This is a genomic window from Winogradskyella vincentii (genome assembly GCF_020166345.1).
Lineage (GTDB): Bacteria > Bacteroidota > Bacteroidia > Flavobacteriales > Flavobacteriaceae > Winogradskyella > Winogradskyella vincentii.
On sequence record NZ_JAIUJS010000009.1, the window covers coordinates 42593 to 65376 of the forward strand.

General features: G+C 33.5%; 21 protein-coding genes and 2 tRNA genes. 7 read left to right on the forward strand and 16 right to left on the reverse strand.

The genetic code is table 11. From position 1 onward, the window contains the following. The first annotated feature begins 128 nt into the window (after positions 1 to 128). A complete protein-coding gene (locus tag LBV24_RS13410) occupies positions 129 to 1535 on the forward strand; it encodes an MATE family efflux transporter (protein ID WP_224479172.1) in 1407 nt (468 codons plus the stop codon). Positions 1536 to 1588: 53 nt separating this feature from the next. Here LBV24_RS13410 and LBV24_RS13415 read toward each other — a convergent pair whose 3' ends face one another. Continuing rightward, the gene (locus tag LBV24_RS13415; RefSeq protein WP_224479173.1) at positions 1589 to 2329 is read right to left on the reverse strand and encodes a bacteriorhodopsin-like; all 741 of its coding nucleotides are present in this window, start codon (positions 2327 to 2329) and stop codon (positions 1589 to 1591) included. An 80-nt stretch (positions 2330 to 2409) separates the two neighbouring features. On the opposite strand from LBV24_RS13415, the gene LBV24_RS13420 reads away from it, so the two are divergent. Together LBV24_RS13420 and LBV24_RS13425 are read left to right on the forward strand one after the other, a co-directional pair. Further along, complete coding sequence (locus LBV24_RS13420; protein ID WP_224479174.1) at positions 2410 to 3306, forward strand: Brp/Blh family beta-carotene 15,15'-dioxygenase; 897 nt, start codon at positions 2410 to 2412, stop codon at positions 3304 to 3306. Positions 3307 to 3347: 41 nt separating this feature from the next. Further along, on the forward strand, positions 3348 to 4490 hold the full coding sequence (locus LBV24_RS13425; RefSeq protein WP_224479175.1) for a trans-sulfuration enzyme family protein: 1143 nt from the start codon (positions 3348 to 3350) through the stop codon (positions 4488 to 4490). Here the strand turns inward: LBV24_RS13425 and LBV24_RS13430 are convergent. From LBV24_RS13430 to LBV24_RS13440, 3 genes are read right to left on the reverse strand one after another with little or no spacing between them, the layout of a single operon-like run. Then, positions 4474 to 5163 carry a DUF2490 domain-containing protein gene (locus LBV24_RS13430; RefSeq protein WP_224479176.1) on the reverse strand — a complete coding sequence of 230 codons (690 nt, stop codon included), beginning with the start codon at positions 5161 to 5163 and terminating at the stop codon, positions 4474 to 4476. The genes LBV24_RS13425 and LBV24_RS13430 overlap by 17 nt on opposite strands. A 54-nt stretch (positions 5164 to 5217) precedes the next feature. Further along, positions 5218 to 6855: a phosphoenolpyruvate carboxykinase (ATP) gene (pckA, locus tag LBV24_RS13435; protein WP_224479177.1), complete on the reverse strand. Its 1638-nt coding sequence runs from the start codon at positions 6853 to 6855 to the stop codon at positions 5218 to 5220. A 26-nt stretch (positions 6856 to 6881) separates the two neighbouring features. Beyond that, positions 6882 to 8720: an SLC13 family permease gene (locus LBV24_RS13440; RefSeq protein WP_224479178.1), complete on the reverse strand. Its 1839-nt coding sequence runs from the start codon at positions 8718 to 8720 to the stop codon at positions 6882 to 6884. Between the two features lie 221 nt (positions 8721 to 8941). Here LBV24_RS13440 and bshB1 point away from each other — a divergent pair, with 221 nt between their 5' ends. Both bshB1 and LBV24_RS13450 read left to right on the forward strand, forming a co-directional pair. Further along, a complete protein-coding gene (gene bshB1, locus LBV24_RS13445) occupies positions 8942 to 9661 on the forward strand; it encodes a bacillithiol biosynthesis deacetylase BshB1 (protein WP_224479179.1) in 720 nt (239 codons plus the stop codon). 60 nt (positions 9662 to 9721) lie between these two features. Further along, positions 9722 to 9797 (forward strand) — tRNA-His (locus LBV24_RS13450). A 94-nt stretch (positions 9798 to 9891) separates the two neighbouring features. Here LBV24_RS13450 and LBV24_RS13455 read toward each other — a convergent pair. The 4 genes from LBV24_RS13455 to LBV24_RS13470 all read right to left on the reverse strand — a co-directional run bounded on the left by LBV24_RS13455 (position 9892) and on the right by LBV24_RS13470 (position 13794). Continuing rightward, positions 9892 to 11478, reverse strand: coding sequence for a M28 family peptidase (locus LBV24_RS13455; protein ID WP_224479180.1), 1587 nt, complete (start codon positions 11476 to 11478; stop codon positions 9892 to 9894). 95 nt (positions 11479 to 11573) lie between these two features. After that, entirely contained in the window at positions 11574 to 12605 is a 1032-nt protein-coding gene (locus LBV24_RS13460) for a M28 family metallopeptidase (protein ID WP_224479181.1), read from the reverse strand. A gap of 70 nt (positions 12606 to 12675) precedes the next feature. Further along, positions 12676 to 13011, reverse strand: a complete 336-nt coding sequence (locus tag LBV24_RS13465; protein ID WP_224479182.1) for an FUSC family protein — start codon at positions 13009 to 13011, stop codon at positions 12676 to 12678. Between the two features lie 3 nt (positions 13012 to 13014). After that, positions 13015 to 13794 (reverse strand): DUF3108 domain-containing protein, encoded by a 780-nt coding sequence (locus tag LBV24_RS13470; RefSeq protein ID WP_224479183.1) that lies wholly within the window; start codon positions 13792 to 13794, stop codon positions 13015 to 13017. Positions 13795 to 13969: 175 nt separating this feature from the next. Here LBV24_RS13470 and LBV24_RS13475 point away from each other — a divergent pair. Then, positions 13970 to 14054 (forward strand) — tRNA-Ser (locus LBV24_RS13475). Between the two features lie 111 nt (positions 14055 to 14165). On the opposite strand, the gene LBV24_RS13480 is transcribed toward LBV24_RS13475, so the two are convergent. The 7 genes from LBV24_RS13480 to LBV24_RS13510 all read right to left on the reverse strand — a co-directional run bounded on the left by LBV24_RS13480 (position 14166) and on the right by LBV24_RS13510 (position 21099). Beyond that, complete coding sequence (locus LBV24_RS13480; protein WP_224479184.1) at positions 14166 to 15206, reverse strand: CaiB/BaiF CoA transferase family protein; 1041 nt, start codon at positions 15204 to 15206, stop codon at positions 14166 to 14168. 89 nt (positions 15207 to 15295) lie between these two features. Further along, positions 15296 to 17455 (reverse strand): xanthine dehydrogenase family protein molybdopterin-binding subunit, encoded by a 2160-nt coding sequence (locus LBV24_RS13485; protein WP_224479185.1) that lies wholly within the window; start codon positions 17453 to 17455, stop codon positions 15296 to 15298. 11 nt (positions 17456 to 17466) lie between these two features. Next, positions 17467 to 17928 carry a (2Fe-2S)-binding protein gene (locus LBV24_RS13490; protein WP_224479186.1) on the reverse strand — a complete coding sequence of 154 codons (462 nt, stop codon included), beginning with the start codon at positions 17926 to 17928 and terminating at the stop codon, positions 17467 to 17469. 73 nt (positions 17929 to 18001) lie between these two features. Then, a complete protein-coding gene (locus LBV24_RS13495) occupies positions 18002 to 18496 on the reverse strand; it encodes a nucleoside-triphosphatase (protein WP_224479187.1) in 495 nt (164 codons plus the stop codon). Beyond that, positions 18489 to 19496, reverse strand: coding sequence for a hypothetical protein (locus tag LBV24_RS13500; protein WP_224479188.1), 1008 nt, complete (start codon positions 19494 to 19496; stop codon positions 18489 to 18491). The genes LBV24_RS13495 and LBV24_RS13500 overlap by 8 nt, the downstream gene beginning before the upstream one ends. An 11-nt stretch (positions 19497 to 19507) precedes the next feature. Next, positions 19508 to 20080 (reverse strand): nucleotidyltransferase family protein, encoded by a 573-nt coding sequence (locus LBV24_RS13505; protein ID WP_224479189.1) that lies wholly within the window; start codon positions 20078 to 20080, stop codon positions 19508 to 19510. Continuing rightward, positions 20077 to 21099, reverse strand: a complete 1023-nt coding sequence (locus LBV24_RS13510) for an XdhC family protein (protein ID WP_224479190.1) — start codon at positions 21097 to 21099, stop codon at positions 20077 to 20079. Before LBV24_RS13510 ends, LBV24_RS13505 begins: the two co-directional genes overlap by 4 nt. A 168-nt stretch (positions 21100 to 21267) precedes the next feature. On the opposite strand from LBV24_RS13510, the gene LBV24_RS13515 reads away from it, so the two are divergent. Beyond that, on the forward strand, positions 21268 to 22269 hold the full coding sequence (locus LBV24_RS13515) for a 2-hydroxyacid dehydrogenase (protein ID WP_224479191.1): 1002 nt from the start codon (positions 21268 to 21270) through the stop codon (positions 22267 to 22269). Between the two features lie 35 nt (positions 22270 to 22304). On the opposite strand, the gene LBV24_RS13520 is transcribed toward LBV24_RS13515, so the two are convergent. Next, on the reverse strand, positions 22305 to 22718 hold the full coding sequence (locus LBV24_RS13520; protein WP_224479192.1) for a CBS domain-containing protein: 414 nt from the start codon (positions 22716 to 22718) through the stop codon (positions 22305 to 22307). Positions 22719 to 22784 lie beyond the last annotated feature (66 nt).

Below are 22784 nucleotides of genomic sequence, written 5' to 3' on the forward strand. Positions count from 1 at the left end.
TGAATAAAACATAGGTTTAGATCTAGCCTAATGTTATTACTTACTTTTCGTTACATAAATGAATCATAATTCTTTCGTCAATAAAGAATATGATGTATATGTAATTGAGAATAACTAATTTTATCTCAATGCAATCTAAGAGAATCTCATTCAGGCAATTTTTGAACTATCTAAAAATCGCGGTTTCGGGCAAGGAACAAGATTTTACAACAGGTAGTATTAGAAAAGCTGTGTTTATGCTTTCGATTCCGATGATATTAGAAATGCTTATGGAATCGATATTTGCTATCGTAGATATCTTTTATGTTTCACAGGTTAGTGTTAATGCAGTAGCTACTATAGGACTTACCGAATCCGTAATTACATTGGTATACGCAGTAGCAATTGGTTTAAGCATGGCGGCAACAGCTATTGTTGCACGGCGGATAGGTGAGAAGGACAAAGAAGGCGCAGCCCAAGCAGCCGTTCAAGTTATTTTTCTCGGTGTAATTGTTGCGGCATTTATTAGTGTTATAGGCATAGTCTTTCCAAAAGATATCCTCAGTTTAATGGGTGGAGAACCCGACTTAATTGAGGAAGGTTATGGTTATACACAGGTGCTTTTAGGAGGCAATGTTACCATTATGCTTCTGTTTTTAATTAATGCTATTTTTAGAGGAGCAGGAGATGCTTCAGTTGCTATGTGGGCACTTGTAGTGTCCAACGGACTGAATATATTTTTGGACCCTTTATTTATTTTCGGTTTAGGCCCTGTGCCAGCATTTGGAGTTAAAGGTGCTGCGATTGCAACAACAATAGGTAGAGGTACTGCTGTGGTATTTCAATTATTGGTTCTTTTTTATGGTTGGAGTAGAATAAAAATTGCATTCAAAGATATTGTACTGCGAGTATCTGTTATGCTCAATCTTATTAAAGTGTCTCTTGGTGGGATAGGGCAATTCCTTATAGGAACGTCATCATGGGTGTTCTTAATGCGCATAATGAGTGAGTTTGGTAGTGAGGTTTTAGCTGGTTATACGATTGCCATAAGGGTGATTATGTTTACTATGATGCCAGCTTGGGGTATGAGTAATGCCGCAGCCACATTGGTAGGTCAAAATTTAGGCGCGAAAAAACCAGATAGAGCAGAAAAATCTGTATGGAAAACTGGGAAGTATAGTGCTATATTTATGGGATTAGTATCTATCTTTTATCTCATCTTCGCACCAGAAATTATTGGTTTGTTCACACAAGAATCAGAGGTGGTAAATAATGGTGCGCTTTGTTTGAGAATTATTGCGGCTGGCTATATTTTCTATGGTTATGGAATGGTAATTATAAATGCTTTTAATGGAGCAGGAGATACTAAAACCCCAACCTATATTAACTTTTTTTGTTTTTGGATTATTCAATTACCAATTGCGTACTTATTAGCTTTAAAACTAAATTTAGGTCCTTTAGGTGTGTTTTTGGCCATAACCCTTGCTGAGGTATTAATTACAGTAGCCGGAATTATTTTGTTTAAAAAAGGAAAGTGGAAATTGACAAAGGTTTAATATAAAAAAGCCTCTCGAAGGAGAGGCTTTAATTTTCTTTTTCATTTTCTTTTTTATGCTGCTTCAGCTGATGATGTAGCACTAACTGCCAATCCATAAATTACTAAGCCAAAGCCTATTTTGTTTACGGCATCACCGATATTGTAGATAACATCCATGTTTAGGCCTAGATTTGCCAATCCATCATACCAACCTGGTGTACCTGCCATGTAACCAAGTGGGTAAATTGCCCAACCAACAAGTACAAACCAACATAATGTTTTGTGCGCACTCAATACTGCTCCACCGGCTTGTTCTGCCAATTTCTTTGCTTCTCCAAACCAAATAATGTACGCTATTACAAAATACGCTATACCAGATAATAGACCCCAGAACCATGCTTGGTCTCTGTAAATAGCTTCTCCAAAATATCCTGTAACCAACATTACCACAGACCAAAATATTAATTTCCACATTAGTGATTTCTTCGCACCTGCTACTTTAAGTATTAGATAGAATTCAACACACATGAGTGGGACTGTTAGTACCCAATCTACATATCTAAAAAAGGTTGGTGATTCTGCATGCGCAGCCCAATAATCTCTCATGTACCAATAGTGCACTGCTGCAATAAAAGTAATTAATCCTGACACCAGGATAGAAGTTCTCCATTTTCTATCAAAACTATTCATTGATAAAAAGAAAAAGGCCGAAGCGGCCATCATGGCCATACATCCTACAAAGAATGTAAAACCTACATAGTCATCTGTAGCTATTTTGCTTACATCGGCTAGTAAAATGGTTAGTAATTTCATATTTCAATTTATTTGTTTAAGCAAAATTAAAAATAGTTAAACAAAAAATGTTTAAAATTTTCATAAAAAAATTAAACAAAATGAAATTTGAATACCTTTGCATCGTGAAATCTTCAATTTTTAGGCTTTTTTTAACTGTTTTCCTGCTCTGGTTTACCTTACGAATAAATTTTAAGTTCGAATCGTATTTGGCTTATGGTTTAATATTAACAGTTGGAATTTTTCATGGTTCAAACGATATATCACTTATCCGATTTCTTAAGAAAGGCTCATCTTCGCATATCGTAAAATATTTGGTTTTCTATGTTTTATTGGTATTATTAACATGCGTTGTATTCATAAACTTACCCTTTATCGCCTTATTGTTATTTGTTGCATTTAGTTGTTATCATTTTGGAGAACAACATTTCCATAGCCAACTTAGTCACCAAAACTTAATAGGGCAAATACTGTTTTTTGGTTATGGTGCTCTGATTTTTGGACTTTTATTTTATTTTAATCACGAAGCAACAAGTGTTGTAATTTTTGAACTATCTGGTGTTAATCTTGCCGAGGTTCATTATCTATTATTTCTAATACTAGGTGTTATTATAACTGGTGTTTCCGTATTTCTTAATAGAAGAAACTTTGACAAAGAGGTTGAATTTTTTAGAGAAATATTTTTGTTACTACTTTTTGCACTTTTATTTAAAGTTGCTTCTTTGCTATGGGCATTTGCTATTTATTTTATAGTTTGGCATTCAATCCCATCGCTTATAGACCAAATTGAATCATTGCATGGACAACTGAATTCTAAGAACCTATTTGAATACATTAAATCCTCAATTATTTATTGGCTGATTTCTGTTGTAGGTCTGGTCTTTGTTTATTATTTGTCTAAGAGTCTAAACATTCAATTTATCACCTTGTTTTTTGCTTTTTTAGCGGCTATTACAATACCGCATGTCATTGTGATGTACTATCTCAATAAGAATTAAAATATTTTAGTACTTAAGTATTAATCCATTATTTTTATGTCATGAAAAAACTAGGATTAAATACAATTTGTACACATGTCGGTGAAGTCAAAGACGAACAATTTAAAGGTGCAGTATCACCAATGTATTTAAGTTCGTCATATGAATTTTTGGATGTTGATATAAAACGCTATCCAAGATATTTTAACACACCAAATCAAGAATATTTATCAAAAAAAATTGCTGCTTTAGAGCATACAGAAGCTGCAATGATTTTTGGGTCTGGAATGGCCGCTATTAGTACAATGTTTCTCGCATTTCTTCAAAAAGGTGATCACCTTGTTGTACAAAATACCCTTTATGGTGGTACAGTTAATTTTATAAAAGAGGAATTTCCTAAATATGGCATCGAATTCACTTTTACGAATGGTTATACTGTGGATGATTTTGAAAATGCTATTAAACCAAATACAAAATTGATCCATATTGAAACACCATCTAATCCTTTAATGACCATAACTGATATGAAGGCTATTGCTCAGCTTGGGAAATCTAAAGGTATTCTAACATCCATGGACAATACATTTGCATCACCTGTAAATCAAAACCCAATTGATTTTGGAATTGATATGGTAATGCATTCTGCAACAAAATATTTTGGTGGACATAGTGATATTTGTGCAGGTGCAGTTGCAAGTACAGCTGAACATATTGAACGTATTTGGAATGTTGGTAAGAATCTTGGAGGAAGTCTAAGTGATATGACGGTTTGGATGTTAGAGCGAAGTATGAAAACTCTGGGATTGAGAGTTAAAGAGCAAACCAAGAACGCCATGAAACTGGCTAAATGGTTGAATAAACATCCAAAAGTTTCAAAGGTGTATTATCCTGGTTTAAAATCTCATCCAGAACATAAATTGGCAAAGAGCCAAATGAAGGGATTTGGTGCGATGCTTTCTTTTGAATTGACTGAAGATTTAGATTCTACTGAATTTCAAAAGCAACTTAAATTAATTAAATCATCAATGAGTTTAGCAGGTATAGAAAGTACTGTTATTTCTCCTCATTTAACTTCACATGCCTTATTAACGCAAGAGGAGCGTGACAATGTGGGAATTAGTGATCAATTGATTCGTTTTTCAGTAGGAATAGAAAATATTATGGATATAAAGCGCGATATAAATAGTGCTATAGATGCGCTATAGTATTTTGTTTTCTGGCATCAGTTTTTATGCTTATCCCAATCTGAATTCGGTTTAGATTATTTTTTCGGATATGTTGCTTTAAATAACCAATTTGTAATTGTGAGTTTTTGAGAAAATTTATACCTAAGCCAGTGTAGAATCTATTTTCGTGAAAAACCTGATCTTGAAAGTTCACAAAGGGTTCCTCTGATACGACTAAAAACAAGGTTTTATTGACATCATACCTTGCCTGTATTTTATATCTAAATCTATTTTGCAATTCTGAATTAGATGTAAAATCTAGAAATCGTTGTTCCAATCGACCTCGATGAGATAGCTTTAGCGCATTTAATCTATGATATTTTGTGTACTGTTGGAAAAGTCTATGTTCGTGTACATTAGGTTCATCATCAAACTCAAATACTGTATCTATATCTAGGTAGGCATATCCAAATCCTATACTTTGGTTTTTCTTAAAATGATAATTACCACGGACGGAAACAAACGCCAAATTATAGTTTGAAGAAGCTTCGTAAAAACGAAGTTCTGCATATGGATTTAAACTAAATCTTTCATTCAACCTATGGCTACTACCATAAGTATACCAAGAGCCTAAATAATCTTCTGTAGAGGTTTGGGAATAAGAGGTAAATTGAAAGCAGCTAACTAAAAGGGCAAATATTATGAGTCTCATCTTAAAATTAATATGAAAGAGCCCATTTCTGGGCTCTTTCTTATCATGGAATTATTAAACATGGTCGCCTAAGTGATGGTGTTCATCAATTAATGGACCGCCTTCTATAATCTGATCTGAAGCCTCACTAGCAAATTTCTCGAAATTCAAGTGGAATGAATGTGCCAATTGAATTGCTTTACTAATGTAAGCACCTTTTTGTAACCAAGTATTCATAGGGTCTAACATTTCTGTTGGAACGTTAGGACAATACTTAGGCATATTTAATCCAAATATTGGATGTTGTTCAAAATCAACGTTGTCTAAATCTCCATTTAATATGGCAGTGATCATAGCTCTTGTATATTTAAGCTTAATACGAGATCCAACTCCATAAGGACCACCACTCCAGCCAGTATTCACTAACCATACGTTTACACCAGCTTCTTGCATTTTCTTGCTTAACATTTCTGCATATTTAGTTGGGTGTAATGGCATAAATGGCTCACCAAAACATGCTGAGAATGAAGGAACGGGTTCTGTAATACCAGCTTCTGTACCGGCAACCTTAGCAGTATAACCAGAAATGAAATGGTAAGCTGCTTGTCCAGGAGTTAATTTAGATACAGGAGGTAATACACCAAATGCATCACATGTTAAGAAAAATATGTTCTTAGGATTATCAGCATATGATGGAGTTTGAATATCATCTATATGATAGATAGGGTAACTTACACGAGTATTCTGTGTAATACTACTATCAAAATAATCAACGTTGTTATTTTCATCAAAAATCACATTTTCTAGAATTGCTCCAGGCTTTATGGCTCTATAAATGTCTGGCTCTTTTTCTTCAGTAAGGTCAATGGTTTTAGCATAACATCCACCTTCAAAATTGAAGATTCTATTTTCCGCTGTCCAACCATGTTCGTCATCACCTATTAATTTACGTTCAGGATCCGCTGAAAGTGTTGTTTTACCAGTACCAGATAAACCAAAGAAAATTGCAGTATCTCCAGCCTCGCCAACATTTGCCGAACAGTGCATTGGTAATACGTTTTTGTCAACTGGTAATATCATATTCAAAGCAGAGAATATACCTTTCTTCATTTCACCTGTGTAAGCAGAACCACCAACTAAGGCAATTTTCTTAGTGAAATTAAGTATAGAGAAATTACCTTGTCTTAAACCATATTTAGCAGGCTCAGGACATTCGTAACCAGGTGCACAAAGTACCAGCCATTCTTCTTCAAAATTTTCTAATTCTTCTTCTGAAGGTCTTAAGAACATGTTATAAATAAACATGTTAGACCAAGGATATTCAGTTATAGTTCTAACGTTTAATCTGTATTTTGGATCAGCACAAACATATCCGTCACGCGCAAAAATTTCTTTACCACTAAGATATTTTTCAATCTCACCTTGTAAGAAATCAAAGTTCTCAGGAGAAATTCCTTTATTTGTTTTTCCCCACCAAACTCTATCTTTAGTATAATCATCTTTAACTAAAAATCTATCTTGAGGTGAGCGTCCTGTGAATTTCCCAGTATTAATGGCTAATGTACCATTTGCAGTCTCTTTTCCCATACCTTTTTCAACGGTAATGGCTTGTAATTTTTTTGGCGATAAATTCCAATGAACTTTAGAATCTATAATACCATACTTTGTAAGGTCTCTTGTCTTCATCTTTTGATCTTTTAATAATGTTTCCATGAGTTAATAATTTATTTTGACGTTTTTTAAAATGGCCATATTAATGGCACTAATAATAATGTTGATATTAAAAACAGTAGGAGCAAAGGAGCGCCCACTCTTACATAATCTATAAACTTGTAACCACCTGATGTCATTACCATAGCGTTTGTTGTTGTACCGACAGGTGTTAAAAATGCTGTTGAAGCACTAATGGCAACCGCAATCATAAATGGAGCCGCAGATAAGCTTAATGTGTTAGCGGCAATAATAACAATCGGTGCCATAAGTACTGCCGTAGCAGAATTGTTAATAACTTGACTAAATCCAGTAGTTAATAAGAACACACCTGCTAATAGTGCAATAGGATCTAAGCTACCAAGTGTATTCACTAGTCCTTGGGCAATGAGTTCAGCAGTTCCGGTTTTTTGTAAAGCAATACCCATTGGAATCATTGCTGCTATCATTACAACACTTATCCAACTTATACCTTTGTAGGCTTTAGATATTGGCACACAACCTGTGATAAGTATGATACCTGCAGAAATCAAGGCAGCTACAGCACCAGGAACAATTTTAAATACCAATAGTACAATCATTAAAACCAGAGCAAACAAAGCGATGTACGATTTGGATGTAAGATTGGTAACTGTTTTAGACATACCCTCTGGACTGCCACATATCACAAGGTTTTCATGGTGTACCTTTAATTGTTCAATATCACTCCATATGCCTCTAACTAAGAATGCATCTCCAGCTTTAACTCTAACTTCTCTTTCTGTAAATGGTTTATTGTTTCTTGAAGCTGCCATTAATTGAACTCCAAACCGTTTAAAGAATCTACCAATTCTTATTTTTCTACCAACTAGGAGAGATTTTGGAGTAACTAAAATTTCAGCCATACCAACCTCTTGGTTAATAAGGTTGTTTCGCAGCTCATTAGCAACTGGTTCTAATGGAAGTAGACCTAATCTAAACTTAATCATTAAGGCATTAATAGCTGGTGTATCACCTTTTACCGTAATAATATCGTGATATTTAAATTCCGTACCATCTTCAGGGAATTCTATAAATGGGTCGTTCCCTTTTAACCGATTTGGGTGTCTTCGTTTTATTCTAAGGATAGAAACGTTATGATTATTCTCAAAGTCCCATTCACCTAACTTGGTGCCTAAAAGAGGAGAAACTGAACGTACTCTTAACCTATAATAATCATCATCGACTTTATATGCTTCAATCCATTTATGAAGTGTTGTGCTTATATCAACCGGTTTGTTGTTTGTTTTATTATTTGGTAAAAGTTTGTAACCAATAAATCTGAAGTACAATAATGCAAGTAAAAGTAAAGGCAACCCAATTAAGGCAAATTCAAAGAATGAGAATCCTTCTAAGCCACTTTCTAGCATGGTATTGTTTACAATGATATTAGGAGGTGTACCTGTTAAGGTTAATAGTCCTCCTGTGTTTGATCCAAAAGCTACAGGCATCAACATCTTAGATGGTAAGGTTCCGATACTCCATGCAGAAGAAATAGTCACTGGCATAAGAGTAGCGACAGTACCTGTATTACTAACTACACCAGACAAAAGACCAGAACCTAAAGTAGTAATCAACAATAGTTTTGTTGAACTTTTTCCTGCTAGTTTTATGAATTTTTCTCCAGCCATTGCTGTCCATCCTGTTTGAGATAGGCCTTCTCCAATTATAAATAAGGCTGCAATCATAATCACTGTTGGATTACTAAAACCACTTAATGTTTCATCTAACGTTAGTATTCCGAATAGAAACAAACTTAACATTGAAATCAGTGCAATAATATCTGGTGTGAATTTGCCCCAAATAAATAAGGCGATGGTAATGATTAAAATTGCAAGCATTAAGCTCATAGATGGTTCTATCTCTAATTATGGTGTAAAGTTAGTGGCATTAAAAGCCAATATTTATGACGAATGTCATGCTTTTATATTATTATGAATTTTTCAACTTTGCTCATTTTTTTAATGCTTAAATGGCATTATTTTAAACCGATAACGTTTGCGAAATAGAAAGAAAATGATAATCTATCTACTTTTTAATATTTTTGACATCACAGAAAAGTAAAAATTAAATGAAATTAGACATTTTAGCCATTGGAGCACATCCAGATGACGTTGAATTAGGTTGTGGCGCAACACTCGCTAAAGAGGTTTCCAATGGAAAAAAAATTGGTATAATTGATTTAACTCGTGGTGAACTTGGAACAAGAGGGACAGCTGAAACACGCGATGAAGAATCTTTTAATGCAGCCAAGATTCTTGGTGTTAAGAGCAGATATAATATGCAGTTTGCAGATGGGTTTTTTGTTAATGACAAATTACATCAATTAGAATTAATTAAAATGATACGTTTCTATAGGCCAGAAATTGTAATCTGCAATGCAATAGAGGATAGGCATATAGATCATGCAAAAGGAAGTAAACTAGTTAGTGACTCTTGTTTTTTAAGTGGATTAAGAAAAATAGATACTTTTAATAAGGATAATACTGCACAAGATGCTTGGAGACCAAAAGCCGTTTATCACTATATTCAATGGCAGGACTTGGAACCAGATATTGTAGTAGATGTTTCGGGTTATATGGATAAAAAAATGGAAGCTGTTTTAGCTTATAAAACTCAGTTTTACGATCCAAATAATAATGAACCAGAGACACCTATTTCGAGCAAAAATTTTACTGATAGTATAAAATATAGAGCTAGAAACCTTGGGAGATTGGTTGGTGCTGAATATGGTGAAGGCTTCACAGCAGAACGATATCCTGCTGTAGAATCTCTTTTCGACCTAAAATAAGTAAAGAAAACACTTTGTAGAAAATTGTAAATAATTTACATTTGCAGTCCAATTTAAAATGGTGGTTGTAGCTCAGTTGGTTAGAGCGCCTGATTGTGGTTCAGGAGGTCGTCGGTTCGAGACCGATCTTCCACCCAAAAAGACCAAGCCTTTCGGAAACGAAGGGCTTTTTTTGTATAAAAAAAGTCCATTCAAATTTGAATGGACTTTTTAATATTATCATTTATTATTTATTGTTCACTTGCTTTGTCTACAACAATGCGTTCTTCACGATTTGCTATTTCCCAGGCTGTATGAAAAACAAGCCTAGTTCTGTTTTCTAATAAATCGTATTCAATTTTATCAGGTGTATCCGTATCCTTATGATAATCTGCATGAGTGCCATTGAAATAAAATATCACAGGAACATTATTTTTTGCAAAATTGTAATGATCTGAGCGATAATAATATCTGTTTGGATCGTTCTCATCATTGTAAGTATAATCTAATTCTACATTAGTATATTTCTTGTTTACTTCTTCAGAAAGGCCATGTAGATCAGAACTCAATTTATCACTTCCAATGAGATAAACATAGTTTCTACTGCCTTCCTTGCGTTTCGGATCGATACGACCAATCATATCAATATTTAGATTTGCCACTGTGTTTTCCAGTGGAAAGATAGGATCCATATCAGTGTAATATCTTGACCCTAAAAGACCTTTTTCTTCTCCGGTAACATGCAAAAACAAGATAGAACGTTTAGGTCCATCACCTGCTAATTGAGCTGTCTTAAAAGCTTCAGCTATTTCTAAAATTGCAATTGTACCAGAACCATCATCATCAGCACCGTTATACACTTTACCATTCTTTACACCTTCATGATCTAAATGGGCAGAAATAACTAAAATCTCTTCAGGTTTTTCTGAACCTTCAATAAATGCTACAACATTTTCTGAAGATACGTTGATTGAGTTATTCTCAACTGCCATTTTTAAATCGGTATTAACAACTTTAGGAGTATTATCATCTATAATTTCAGAATGAAGTGCAGTTGCAACATCTTTATTTACCATTAGCATCATCATTCCTTCCTCCTTGCTTTTTAACGAAAGGCGACCTGCAGAACCAGAGGAAGCTTGACGCTTAAAATAAGGAGCATATCTTGAAAACAAATCTTCATCTAAATAAATCAATCCTTTAACTCCATTTTCCATTGCGGCTTGGCTTTTACTAGATAATGATTGACGTCCGTTAGTCCATTTAGTGTCTTCTTTATCACCAGAAGTAATATAGTTGCCATCCGCGTCTTTAGGTTCTCCTGCTTTGGCTAAAACAATTTTACCCTTAACATCAACACCTTTATAATCTGAGTAATTATCGGCGTCAATACCATAACCAACATATACAACTTCATTAATTGATACATCAACTGATTCGGAAACGGCTACAGCAATAAGATCTTTAAAATTTTCAAATGTTTTGCCATTGACACTGAGTTGCGCTTCCGCTACTTTTTGCTTTTCAAGTGGTACATCTTGAAAATAATTATCGCCAAGTGGTGATGCAATGCCCATATCTTGGTATTTAGTTTTTAAATAATCTACAGCCAATTTCTGACCTTTTTCACCGGTTTCTCTACCTTCAAACTCATCTGACGCATATTTGTAAAGCATTTCCTTTAATTCGTCTGAGGTAATTGTTGCTGCATAAGTTGCTGGAGTAGCAACATTTGTAGATTTAGTTTCAGGTGTCGGTGCAGGTGCTGCACTCTTGGTGGATGTACCACAACTTGCAATAATCAGTGAGACACACCAAAGTATAAGTAATTTCTTCATTAATTTATTGTTAGATAATTGTTTAAACAGCAGTAAAGCTACAAAAATTAAGAGGCCTTACTTAATACACTAAATTTCTTTTAACAAACTTTAACTTAAATTTTCTCGGCCTTAAGTTTAACAGGAGAATTAGCTAAATACCAAGCAGTTGCGAAGACCAATTTCGTTCTCTTGGATAGCAATGGATAATTTATCTTTTCAGCCGTGTCGGTTGGTTTTGTGTAATCTTCATGTTCACCGTTAAAGAAAAAGATAACTGGTATTCCTTTTAAAGCAAAATTGTAGTGATCAGACCGGTAATAATATCGGTTAGTATCTTTTTCTGCATTAAAAGTGTAGTCTATTTCAAGATTTGTAAAAGTAGAGTTGGCTGTCTGCGCTATAAAATGTAACTCAGTACTGATTCTATCTGAACCTATGAGATAAATGTAATCTTCCTTGTTTTTATGCACATCGTCAACCCGACCAATCATATCAATATTTAAGGTTGATACGGTATTTTCAATTGGGAAAATAGGATTATTGGTGTAATATCTGGAGCCGTGTAGTCCAATTTCTTCAGCCGTAACGTGAAGAAAAACAATACTACGTTTAGGTCCATTCCCATCAATTGCAGCCTGCTTAAATGCTTCTGCCATTTCTAATACAGCTGCAGTACCTGATCCATTATCATCTGCTCCATTATATATTTGACCATCGATTATTCCTTCGTGGTCAGAATGTGCAGAAATGTAAATATATTCATCAGGAAATTGAGACCCTTCAATAAATGCTATAATGTTTTGAGACGCTTTAACGTCCTCTGGTAAGACTTCTTCAGGAACTACTTGAAAATAATCTGGATGCGATTCTGGCGCCTTAATATTTTGCTGGGAATAATAAGATCTAATATAATTACAGACTTCATTATGTCCAGGTTCACCTGTCATTCGTCCCTCATACTTATCATCCGAAATTTCCTCGACGTGTAGTTTTAATTCCTCTTCAGTAATTGTGTTTAAGTACTTGTCAACGATTTCTTTATCATCATAAGAAATACTATTCTTAAGGTTTTCAATTCTTTCGCTATGTCTAAGAGTAGAACATGAACCGACAAGAACCAATGCTGAGGCAAATAGTAATTTCATAGATAAATAACTGATTTGCGCAAAAATAAATTAAAAATTTTAATATATGTTAATAGAATTAAGTGGGTAATTACAAATCTTCATCGATTTCTAAATCTTCGAGAATTTCTTTAGAATCTTCAAGATTTTCTTCTGCTCTTTGTTCTAATTGCTCAGTATCTCCTAATTCTGTGGTATTGAATACACCCTTGTAAATGGTTAAGGCCAATGAAATAATAACCAACAAAAATATGTATTGAATTGTTTTTGTTTTTGTATTCTGCTTTTTGGAAATAAATAATATCATTAAGCCACATAAAAACGCAACGATAATTGGTATAATGGCTAGATTTGAAAGTGGTGTTACAGCAAGAATGGTTGCTAATATTGCTGTAATAAAGCCAAGAACTATAAATACTTTTTTCATGTTTTAATATTTTAAGCCTGATGCTGAATCAATTTTTAATTCACCGTTACCAACTGGTATTTTAAATTTGGCATAAACTGGTATTTTATTTTGATCTGCTGTTAACCAAATTAAATTAGAGTTACTACCTTTTAGAACATTGCCATTTAGCATTGAAATGGCCAATTTATAGCATTCTTTTCTACCAATATTTGTTGATATAGTTTCTTTTGATACATAACGAACCGAAATTACAGTTTCTTCATTATCAAAAAGAACAGTAAGGTTTTGCTGATCGCCAGGATTTGCTTTATGAATATCCATGTTTCTTATACTATACAATGTTGTTACCAAGTCTTTTGTTGAAGGGCTTAATTTTAAAGTTTTATTGGTTTCCCAAATTGTTCCATCACCTCTTTTTTTCTTTCTGTTGCTTTGTACAGTATTTGTTTTATGACTGAATTTATATTGCATAAACTTATAATAGCCACCTTCACTAATATCTCTTTTATAAAGATAAGGTGTCAAGGTTTTTGGATTTACATAGCTTTCATATAAATCTCTAATCTTAAAAAAATTGTCCCACTTTTTAAAAGTTGCAGCAGTACATTTAAGTCTAAGTAATGTGCTTTTTGAGGTTTTTACCTCGCTTGTTTCCATTTTAACTTGTGCTATATCAGTTAGTATTCCTGACATATTATAGGATGCTGTATATACCAATTTCTCACCTGAGGCAATGGTTTTGTTTTGGGCAAAACTTTGAAGTCCAATTACAAGCATAAAAGCAAAAAAATAATTTTTCATAAGTTTTAATTTCTCTAATAACGATTTTATAATCATTTATTGTGCCGAAAATACAATGCTTTGCTAAATGTTGCTAATTTAATTTTCAATTGATTTGCCATTTTGGTTTAATTGAAAAAACTAAAGAAAAATCTTTGGCTAGATAAAAAAGCGTTTTATATTTGCATCCGCTATTGGAGAAATGGCAGAGTGGTCGAATGCACTGGTCTTGAAAACCAGCGAGGGTCACACCTCCGGGGGTTCGAATCCCTCTTTCTCCGCAAAACCCTTTTTAATCGTATGATTTTAAAGGGTTTTTAATTTTTGGAAATCTTTCAATAGCTGATTTAATATCAAGTTTTTTAGCGTTGATAGAACCCATATATTAATTGCTAAATCAGTGCAGTTTTTACTCTAACCGTTTCAATGCCTTCAATTACTTCCTTAAGTAGCATCATTTCTGACTTCTTGTCTTTAAAAACATCTTGCATGTTTTTTACTATACCATATGGGATGTTTTTTAGTTCCAGTTGAGATATCCAGAAATCTGATGTTTTTTGGGCTATGTACTGACTTATTTCGCTATTTAAGACTTCTCTTTTAGATAATCGCCGGGCATTGGTTTCAAACTTTTTAAATTCTATACCTGTGAGCGAACAAAAATTTTCAAATTGCTTATCGGATCCAATGGCCAAAACAAGTAGTTTACCATCCTTGGTAGTATACATATCTCCATAAGGAGCAATGTTAGGATGCTGGGTTCCCATAGGTTGGGGAATATGGGCTTCCATCAACCAATTAGTGGCTTGATTTGCCAAAGATGCTAAAGCACTTTCATAAAGTGAAACTTTGATATGTTTTCCTTTACCTGTATTTAGCTTGTTAATAATTGCACACAGAATAGCTTCCTTTAAGTGGTGAGCGGCAAGTATGTCAATTAACGCAACTGGCATTTTTACCGGGTTTCTATTTGGTTCGCCATTCATATACATAAACCCGGTTTCTGCTTGTAGGACGACATCAAATGCAGGTCTCGATTCATTACCTCCAAATCCTGTAAGTTCTGCATAAATAAGGGATTGATTGTATTGTTTTAAGACATCATAATCCAATCTTAATTTTCTAGCTGTACTTGGTTTATAGTTAGTTATAACAATGTCGGCATTCTTAATGTGATTAATTAAAATTTCATAATCTACTTGATCTTTTGCATTGAGTAATATTCTTTCTTTCGAAAAATTTGCAGCGCTATAATATGCAGAAATAGAATTTTCTTTGGATTCTGTTGGGAGTTTCCAGGTTCTGGTAACATCTCCTTTAGTAAGTTTATTTTCTATTTTAATAACCTTTGCGCCTAACTCTGCAAAGAAAGTACCAGTTAATGGACCAGCCAAAACGCTTGCTAGCTCAACTACTTTTAAGTTTTTAAACATATGATGATTTCTAAAAGAGCGTTTATTTTTTCTATAGGAGAATCATGATTGTTCAACGCATTCATAGGTTCTTCCTGTTATTTTTTACATTAAACGCTTAAATCTGTTTTCCGATTTTTAATGGATTTAATAAAAGGCTGTTTTAGCAAAATCTGTCCTGTTGCGGCCTTTATAGCATTTGCTAATGCACCGCCTGCTGGAGGAAGACCTGGTTCTCCAAGTCCGGTAGGAGATAGATCATTTTCAACAAAATGAGTCTCTACAATTGGAGTATCCTTCATGCTAATTAGACGGTAAGAACCAAAATTAAGATCTTGAGGTTTGCCGTTTTTAAAACTGAAATCACCATACATTGCATGTCCTATTCCATCAATTACACCGCCTTCTATTTGATTTTTGGCGCCTGTTGGGTTAATTACTATACCGCAATCAACAGCAACAGTTACTTTTTCTATGATTGGACGTCCGTTATTTAATGTTATATCTACAACTTCAGCTACATGAGTATTATGACTGTAATATGCAGCAAATCCTTGATACGTGTTACCATTAGTTTTTCCCCAATTTCCTTTTTTGGCTGCTAGTTTTATGGTATCTGTCATCCGTTTGGCAGAGTACTCTATAGACTTATCTTCTCCATCTTTTACATTTTTCAATAAATCAAGCCTTAACTGAACAGGATCTTTATTTATAGCATCTGCTATTTCATCGAAAAAACTTTGTTCTGCAAAAGCGAGGAAATTAGTATATGGAGCACGCCAAGCACCTGTAGTGATTTTACTCTGAAAATTACCTGTTTCTACTTTATAGTTTGCAATTGCTCCTGCTGGAAAGAAATTTGGTATAAGCCCATACATATTGGAGTTAATTGCAGCTTCTTTTAAATGGTATCCGGTGACTTCACCACTTTTTATAGAAGCTTTAATTCTATACTTTATAGCAGGTCTGTAAATCCCAGCACCCATATCGTCCTCTCGGGAGTAAACTACCTTAACAGGCTTTTTGGTAATGTTTGATATCTCTGCTGCCTCTAGCACAAAATCACCATATAGTCGTCTTCCAAAACCACCTCCCATTCTAGTCATTTCTAAATGAACTTCCTCTGGATTTCTGTTTATTAAATCTGCTACGCGACGAGCAGTACCGGCTGGTGTTTGTATTGGTCCTACTAAATGAACTTTATCTTCGGATACATTCGCATAGAAGTTCATAGGTTCCATGCAATTATGAGGTAGAAAAGGTGATTGATAAGTGCGCTCAAGAATTTGATCAGCTTCGGCAAATGCCTTATCAATATTACCATCTTCACGTCTTAAATCCAGATTCTTACTATTTAGTATAGCGTCTAACTCTTCATTATGTTGACTACTACTTTCTAAGTCATTACTACTAGACCAATTCACATTAAGAGCTTTTTTGCCTTTCATTGCAGCCCATGTATTGGTTGCTAATACAGCAACTTTATCACCAAACTGAACAATTCTTTTAACACCATTTATGGACTTCGCTTCCGTTTCATCAAATGAAATTAGCTTTTGTCCAAAAGCAGGTGGTCTGCTTACCGATGCAATTAGCATGCCTTCAGCAACATAATCAGAACCAAATAAAGGTTTACCGGTAATTATTTTATCTATGTCTACATTGATAGCACCCTTACCAATAATCTTATAATCTTTCGGAGATTTTAGCGTAACATTTTCAGGTACTTCTAATTGTGCTGCTTCATTTACAACATCACCATATCCTAATTTTTCACCATTTGAATTTTTAATGATACCATTAGATGCTGTGCAAGTACTTGCATCAACACCCCATTTAGCTGCCGCGGCATTAACCAACATTTGCTTGGCAGTTGCACCCGTCTGTCTCAGGGCATCCCAGCCAAATCTAATGGATTGGCTACCACCAGCTACTTGGCGCTGAAAATTTTTAGTATCTAAAGCTCCTTGTTCTACACTCACATGATCCCATGGTACGTCTAATTCTTCAGCGATTATCATTGGCATAGAGGTTTTTACGCCCTGACCAATTTCTGGGTTAGGTGAAAAAATAGTGACATAACCATTCTCAGCTATTTTTATAAAAGCATTAAAATCTTTAAAATCTAATTTTGAAATATCAACAGGAGGTACAGTAGCTTCTTTACAAGAATTAAAAAAGTTAAATCCAATTAAGAGACCACCACTGGCCAGTGCAGAAGTACGAATGAAATTTCGTCTGCTAAATGTGATTTTATCGTTAGTTTTCATAATAATTTAGCTTAAGACATTTTTTTTGCAGCTAAAGCAACCGCTTTTTCTATTCTATTGTAACTAGCACATCTACACAAATTCGCATTCATTGCATTTCTAATCTCCTCTTTGTTAGGATTCGGATTTTGTTTTAAAAATGATGAAGCCGTCATAATCTGACCTGCTTGGCAATAACCACATTGCGGTACATCTAATTCTTTCCATGCCTCTTGGACAGGATGTAATTTATCAGTTTCCAGCCCTTCAATTGTTGTAATTTCAGAACCCTCAAGTCTCGAAGCTGGCAACAAGCAACTTCTTGTAGCAACACCATTAACATGCACAGTACAAGTGCCGCATTGACCAATACCGCATCCGTATTTTGTACCAACTAAATTGATCTCATCTCGAAGTACCCATAATAATGGAGTATCATCATCTGAAGTAATGTTGTAGACCTTTCCATTTACTTTTAAACTATAGTTTGCCATAGATTTTGATATTTAGTTAAAGTTAAAAAATATTAGAATAGATATGTATAAATCTTTCAACATTAACAATAAACTAATTGTTAGTGAGAAACTTGTGATTAAAATCTTTCAAGTTAATAACCTCAAAGTTTTTCAGTTTATATTTTGTTATAAAATCCTGTAAACAAGATTCTCTTACTACAAAGAAAAGCTTTGGATTATTAGTAGCTATTTCTGTTAGTTTAAGAACTAGATTGTGAAAACCTTGATTTTTATTTATTTCTAAGGGTCCTATTTCATCAATAATAATAGTTTGGTTGCTATTACCTGAAGATAATTTGAGGACCAATTCAGCTACAGTTTCAAAACTTTTTTTATTGAATGAATACCTACCAATTATAAGTTCCTTTGATTCTGTTTCCATTGGTAGATAATTATTAGTTTCAATAATTTGAAACATTCTTTTGCCATTTACTATAGGAGTTAAAAACCCTTTGAGTTGAGGATTGATTTTTACCCATTTTTGAAGGCTGGTAGTTTTACCAATTCCTTTTTTGTCTGAAAGTATATAAATTTTAGGGTTATGCATTATCATCAAAATCGTAATAAAGGGAGAGGCTTAACCAGTTTATTGTAAATGACTTAGCTCTTTTCCAAATGTTTTTTTCATTCAAAGAAAGACTATTGGCAGCAGTGACATTTCTTCTAATTGAAGGCATTAACTCTATTATGTTATTTAGAGTTTCATTTTGTGATTTCTTTTTCTTTTTAGCCCATTTCTGAATTAAAATTTTAAATATGGGATTAAAAATAAATAGGAAAAAAATTATAGCACCCATTGTTCTCAATACTATATAAAGTGCGCTATTTAAGGAACCAGAAAACACAAATACCAGAACTGAAAAGAGTAGTAAAAATCCAATTAGATAAATTCTCCTTTTCTTGTGCTTACGTTTACTTAATCCATTGTCATTAAATTTGATTTCAGAACTATTGATTGTTTTTGCGTTTTCATAAACACGGTTTGGTAATCTAATAGCGATTAAGCCAATTACTATACCAATTACCAGGTAAAGTAATGCATATAGACCTAGAAACACCCATGGTAAATCCGAGATCCAATCCATATTTAATTTATCCTGAATTCCATTGAAGAATTCTTTAATAGATTCCCATAATCCAATTCCAAATATTATGGTTAAGGTGAGAATTTTTTGAAATGCTGATTCTAACAAAGCAATTGCTCCGAACATTGTGGTACTAAACTTGTTAACGCCAAAAGCAGCGTAAATACATGCACCTAATACCCCTTGAAATAAAACCGCAATGTATGCCATTGGCGGTGAATGTGGGCTTGCCGTAACTTTAATTAATACTACTAAAAATGTTGCTTTTAAAATTGCATTAAATTTATTGGGGCTGATGTATGCGAGATAGGTGATAATAAGAACCGCAAAACTTCCAAGGAATAATCCACTAAATGGTAACTTTAAAGCGTGTATCAATCCGCCAAGCCCGCTCTCACTAACTGCCCATATAGCAGTGAGTTTTATATTGAATAAATATGGTTTATTTTGAAACTTAATCATTAATCAACCAATTAATTTTTATTCAGTAATTCATAATCATGTGGTGTGTCCACATCAAAAAGATTTACTGGCGTTTCTATAACTTGAACTAGTTGGTAATTCGAATTCAATAATGACTTCGCTCCTGTATCACCTTTTAGATTTAATAGTTCAGAATAGAATTGACTGGGAAAAATGGCTGGGACGCCATTATGTTTTTCATATTTAGAAGCAATTATTTTATTGGGTTTTTTAATGCATAATTCAATTAATTCATTAAAATAATTTGAAGTGACAAGCGGTTGATCTCCAAGGGCGATTATTACTGAATCATAATGTTGTAGTTCAGTTACACCTTTAATTATACTTGAGCTCAATCCTTTTTCAAATTCTTTATTTATAATAACACTTATATTTTTTGGTAAGTTAGGTCTAATCAAATTGGCATGTGCTCCTAAAACAACATGAACACTACTAGCACGAGATTTTAAACTATTATTAATAACCTGACCAAGCATAGTCGTATCTCCATGTTTTAAAAGTTGTTTTGGAGTGCCCATTCGCCTTGAATTCCCAGCAGCAAGTATAAGGATAGCAGTTTTCAATTAGTTCTTTTATTTGATCTCTGATTTAATTCTCTTAAAGAAACTGTTTCTTTTTTTCTAACTACAGACATAATTTCTGATAATATCGATAGCGCAATTTCTTCAGGAGTAATGGCTCCAATATTTAAACCAGCTGGGCTATAAATTGAATCCAAATAATCTAAGTTGAGGTCAGAAGAATAATTGAATAAATCGTTTTTTAATTGTTCTCGCCTCTTAGCAGACCCTAAAACTCCTAAATACATAATCTCTTCTTTTTGCAACCTTACTAAATACTTAAGATCTAATGCATAATTGTGTGTCATTAATACTATTGCAGTGTCTTTGTCAATTTTCACATTTAAAAGCTCAGGTTCTTGTGAATCAACAGAATGCGCACCAGGAAAATCTTTTAACTCTTTTGGGTCTTTCACAGAAGTGATTACATCTACCACCCAGCCTAACAGGTTGGCCATTTCACATAATTTAACTGCATCATGTTCACCACCGATAATTAAAAGTTTAAAGCAAGGATTTAAAATCTGCGAAAAGAGTTTTAAGCCATCCTGATTTTTAGGATTAAATTCTTTTGAAAATGTGAAGCTTTTTTTACCAAAATAAATGGTGCTTCCAAATTGGCCAATAATGTCATCGCCAATTTCAAATTGTGATTCTATTTTATAATTCTCTCGTCTATTTAAGACATCTTCAAAATTATCAAACAACGAATCTGAAACGTTAAAAGGCTCAATTAATATATGCAAAACTCCTTCACAGCCTAAGCGATAGCGACCATCATAAGAGATAACTTTTGGTTTTCCGTTATCAAATACTGATGAAGCTCTTCGTTTAATTTCATTTTCAACGCAACCACCACTCACAGCACCAATCATAACTCCATTTTCACAAATGAGCATTCTTACTCCGGGTTTTCTATAAGACGAACCCGTAAGGTGCACTACTGTTGCTAAGACACATTTAATTCCTAATTGTTGATTTATACGTGCTTTTTGAATAATATTAATTAATTCATGAGTCATGAAAAATGATAATTTTTAAGTTAGTTAATTTATAAAAAAGAAATGGTAATTATGGATTCAATAATTAATTAATATTCATTTATATGGACATGGCTAAAGTGAGCAAAATCATTTCTCTAAAATCTAATTATCCATAGTTTTAAGGTGTTAATATTAACTAGTTGTAACATGAAAGTTTTAATCTATAGTGCTAAAGCTTTTGAAATTCCATTTCTAGAAAAAGCCAATAGAAATAAACACCAAATAAAATTTATAGAAGATCGTTTAAATTCTAAAACTGCTGTAAAAGCAGTTGGTTATGATGCTGTTTCAATTTTTTCTGCCGATGAAGCATGCTTTTTAACTATTGAGAAACTTAAGGAGTTTGGTATAAAATATATAGCATTACGTTCAGTAGGATATGATAATGTAAATCTTAACGCAGCCTCAAGATTAGGAATAAAAGTTGCTAATGTACCAGACTATTCGCCATTTGCAATATCAGAACATGCTGTGAGTTTAATACTGACATTAAATAGAAAGATTGTAGAATCTAATGAACGAGTAAAGAGATACAATTTTAATTTAGACGGTTTGGTTGGAGTTGATCTTAATGGAAAAACAATTGGTATTATTGGTACTGGTAGAATTGGGTCAGTTATGGCTAAGATTATGAATGGTTTTGGTTGTAAACTGCTCGGTTATGACCTTTCTGAAGATCAAAACTTAATTGAAAAGTATCAGCTGGAGTATACATCGTTAACTAATTTGTGTGAACGTTCTGATATTATAACAATACATGTACCACTGAATTCTGACACACATTATCTGCTAAATGAAGATCTTTTGTCATTAATGAAATCTAATGTGATTATTATAAATACGGCAAGAGGTGCAATTATCAAGACTGAAGATGTAATTGATGCACTAAAGAATAACAATATTGGTGCACTAGGTATTGATGTATACGAGAATGAACGAGGTGTCTTTTTTAAAGATAGATCGCAAGAGGTGCCAGATGAATTAATGTTAATGCAATTAAATGCTTATCCAAATGTTCTTATTACTGGACATCACGCCTATTTAACTCATGAGGCTTTAACCAGAATTGCAGAAATGACATTTTATAATTTAAATCAATGGGAAAAAGGGATTGTATCCGAAAATGAACTCACGGACACTTCAGATTGATCAAAAAATTTAATATTAAAGAATAAATAAGGGTTTTATTCAGATTCTGCTAACTCTAAAAAATGTTTTATTATATCTGCAGTAGAGACGATTCCGATTACCTTATTATCTTCTAGTACCGGTATTGCTCTAAAACGACCTTCTTTAAGAACTGACGCTACTTCTTTTACTGTTGCATCTGTTGTAACATAAAAAGGATTTGGAGACATAATATCTTTTACCTTCAGGGTTTTGTACACTTCATGGTTATCGCTAAGACCAGCGCCAGAAATATGATACATAAAATCAACAAGACTAACCATACCCACAAGCTTATCGTTTTCTACCACTGGTATATGATGGTGAAATTCTTTTTTCTCATAAATATGTTTAACATCTAAAAGAAATTGATCCGGTGAAATACAAACCACATTTTTGGTCATTACTTCGGTAATTTTTCGAGTTTTCATGTGTAGTGGTTAAAAAGTTTTACATGTTTAAATGTATCATATAATTCAGTCATTTTAAATGATTAT

What these genes read in the sequence shown, in the direction of transcription:
- LBV24_RS13500 (WP_224479188.1), bottom strand. Translation starts at nt 19,496, where the DNA reads ATGATTAAGTTTCAAAATAAACCATATTTATTCAATATAAAACTCACT.
- pckA (WP_224479177.1), bottom strand. Translation starts at nt 6,855, where the DNA reads ATGGAAACATTATTAAAAGATCAAAAGATGAAGACAAGAGACCTTACA.
- LBV24_RS13520 (WP_224479192.1), bottom strand. Translation starts at nt 22,718, where the DNA reads ATGAAAACTCGAAAAATTACCGAAGTAATGACCAAAAATGTGGTTTGT.
- LBV24_RS13455 (WP_224479180.1), bottom strand. Translation starts at nt 11,478, where the DNA reads ATGAAGAAATTACTTATACTTTGGTGTGTCTCACTGATTATTGCAAGT.
- LBV24_RS13440 (WP_224479178.1), bottom strand. Translation starts at nt 8,720, where the DNA reads ATGAGCTTAATGCTTGCAATTTTAATCATTACCATCGCCTTATTTATT.
- LBV24_RS13415 (WP_224479173.1), bottom strand. Translation starts at nt 2,329, where the DNA reads ATGAAATTACTAACCATTTTACTAGCCGATGTAAGCAAAATAGCTACA.
- LBV24_RS13470 (WP_224479183.1), bottom strand. Translation starts at nt 13,794, where the DNA reads ATGAAAAATTATTTTTTTGCTTTTATGCTTGTAATTGGACTTCAAAGT.
- LBV24_RS13480 (WP_224479184.1), bottom strand. Translation starts at nt 15,206, where the DNA reads ATGTTTAAAAACTTAAAAGTAGTTGAGCTAGCAAGCGTTTTGGCTGGT.
- LBV24_RS13485 (WP_224479185.1), bottom strand. Translation starts at nt 17,455, where the DNA reads ATGAAAACTAACGATAAAATCACATTTAGCAGACGAAATTTCATTCGT.
- LBV24_RS13430 (WP_224479176.1), bottom strand. Translation starts at nt 5,163, where the DNA reads ATGAGACTCATAATATTTGCCCTTTTAGTTAGCTGCTTTCAATTTACC.
- LBV24_RS13460 (WP_224479181.1), bottom strand. Translation starts at nt 12,605, where the DNA reads ATGAAATTACTATTTGCCTCAGCATTGGTTCTTGTCGGTTCATGTTCT.
- bshB1 (WP_224479179.1), top strand. Translation starts at nt 8,942, where the DNA reads ATGAAATTAGACATTTTAGCCATTGGAGCACATCCAGATGACGTTGAA.
- LBV24_RS13425 (WP_224479175.1), top strand. Translation starts at nt 3,348, where the DNA reads ATGAAAAAACTAGGATTAAATACAATTTGTACACATGTCGGTGAAGTC.
- LBV24_RS13465 (WP_224479182.1), bottom strand. Translation starts at nt 13,011, where the DNA reads ATGAAAAAAGTATTTATAGTTCTTGGCTTTATTACAGCAATATTAGCA.
- LBV24_RS13490 (WP_224479186.1), bottom strand. Translation starts at nt 17,928, where the DNA reads ATGGCAAACTATAGTTTAAAAGTAAATGGAAAGGTCTACAACATTACT.
- LBV24_RS13495 (WP_224479187.1), bottom strand. Translation starts at nt 18,496, where the DNA reads ATGCATAACCCTAAAATTTATATACTTTCAGACAAAAAAGGAATTGGT.
- LBV24_RS13420 (WP_224479174.1), top strand. Translation starts at nt 2,410, where the DNA reads ATGAAATTTGAATACCTTTGCATCGTGAAATCTTCAATTTTTAGGCTT.
- LBV24_RS13510 (WP_224479190.1), bottom strand. Translation starts at nt 21,099, where the DNA reads ATGACTCATGAATTAATTAATATTATTCAAAAAGCACGTATAAATCAA.
- LBV24_RS13410 (WP_224479172.1), top strand. Translation starts at nt 129, where the DNA reads ATGCAATCTAAGAGAATCTCATTCAGGCAATTTTTGAACTATCTAAAA.
- LBV24_RS13515 (WP_224479191.1), top strand. Translation starts at nt 21,268, where the DNA reads ATGAAAGTTTTAATCTATAGTGCTAAAGCTTTTGAAATTCCATTTCTA.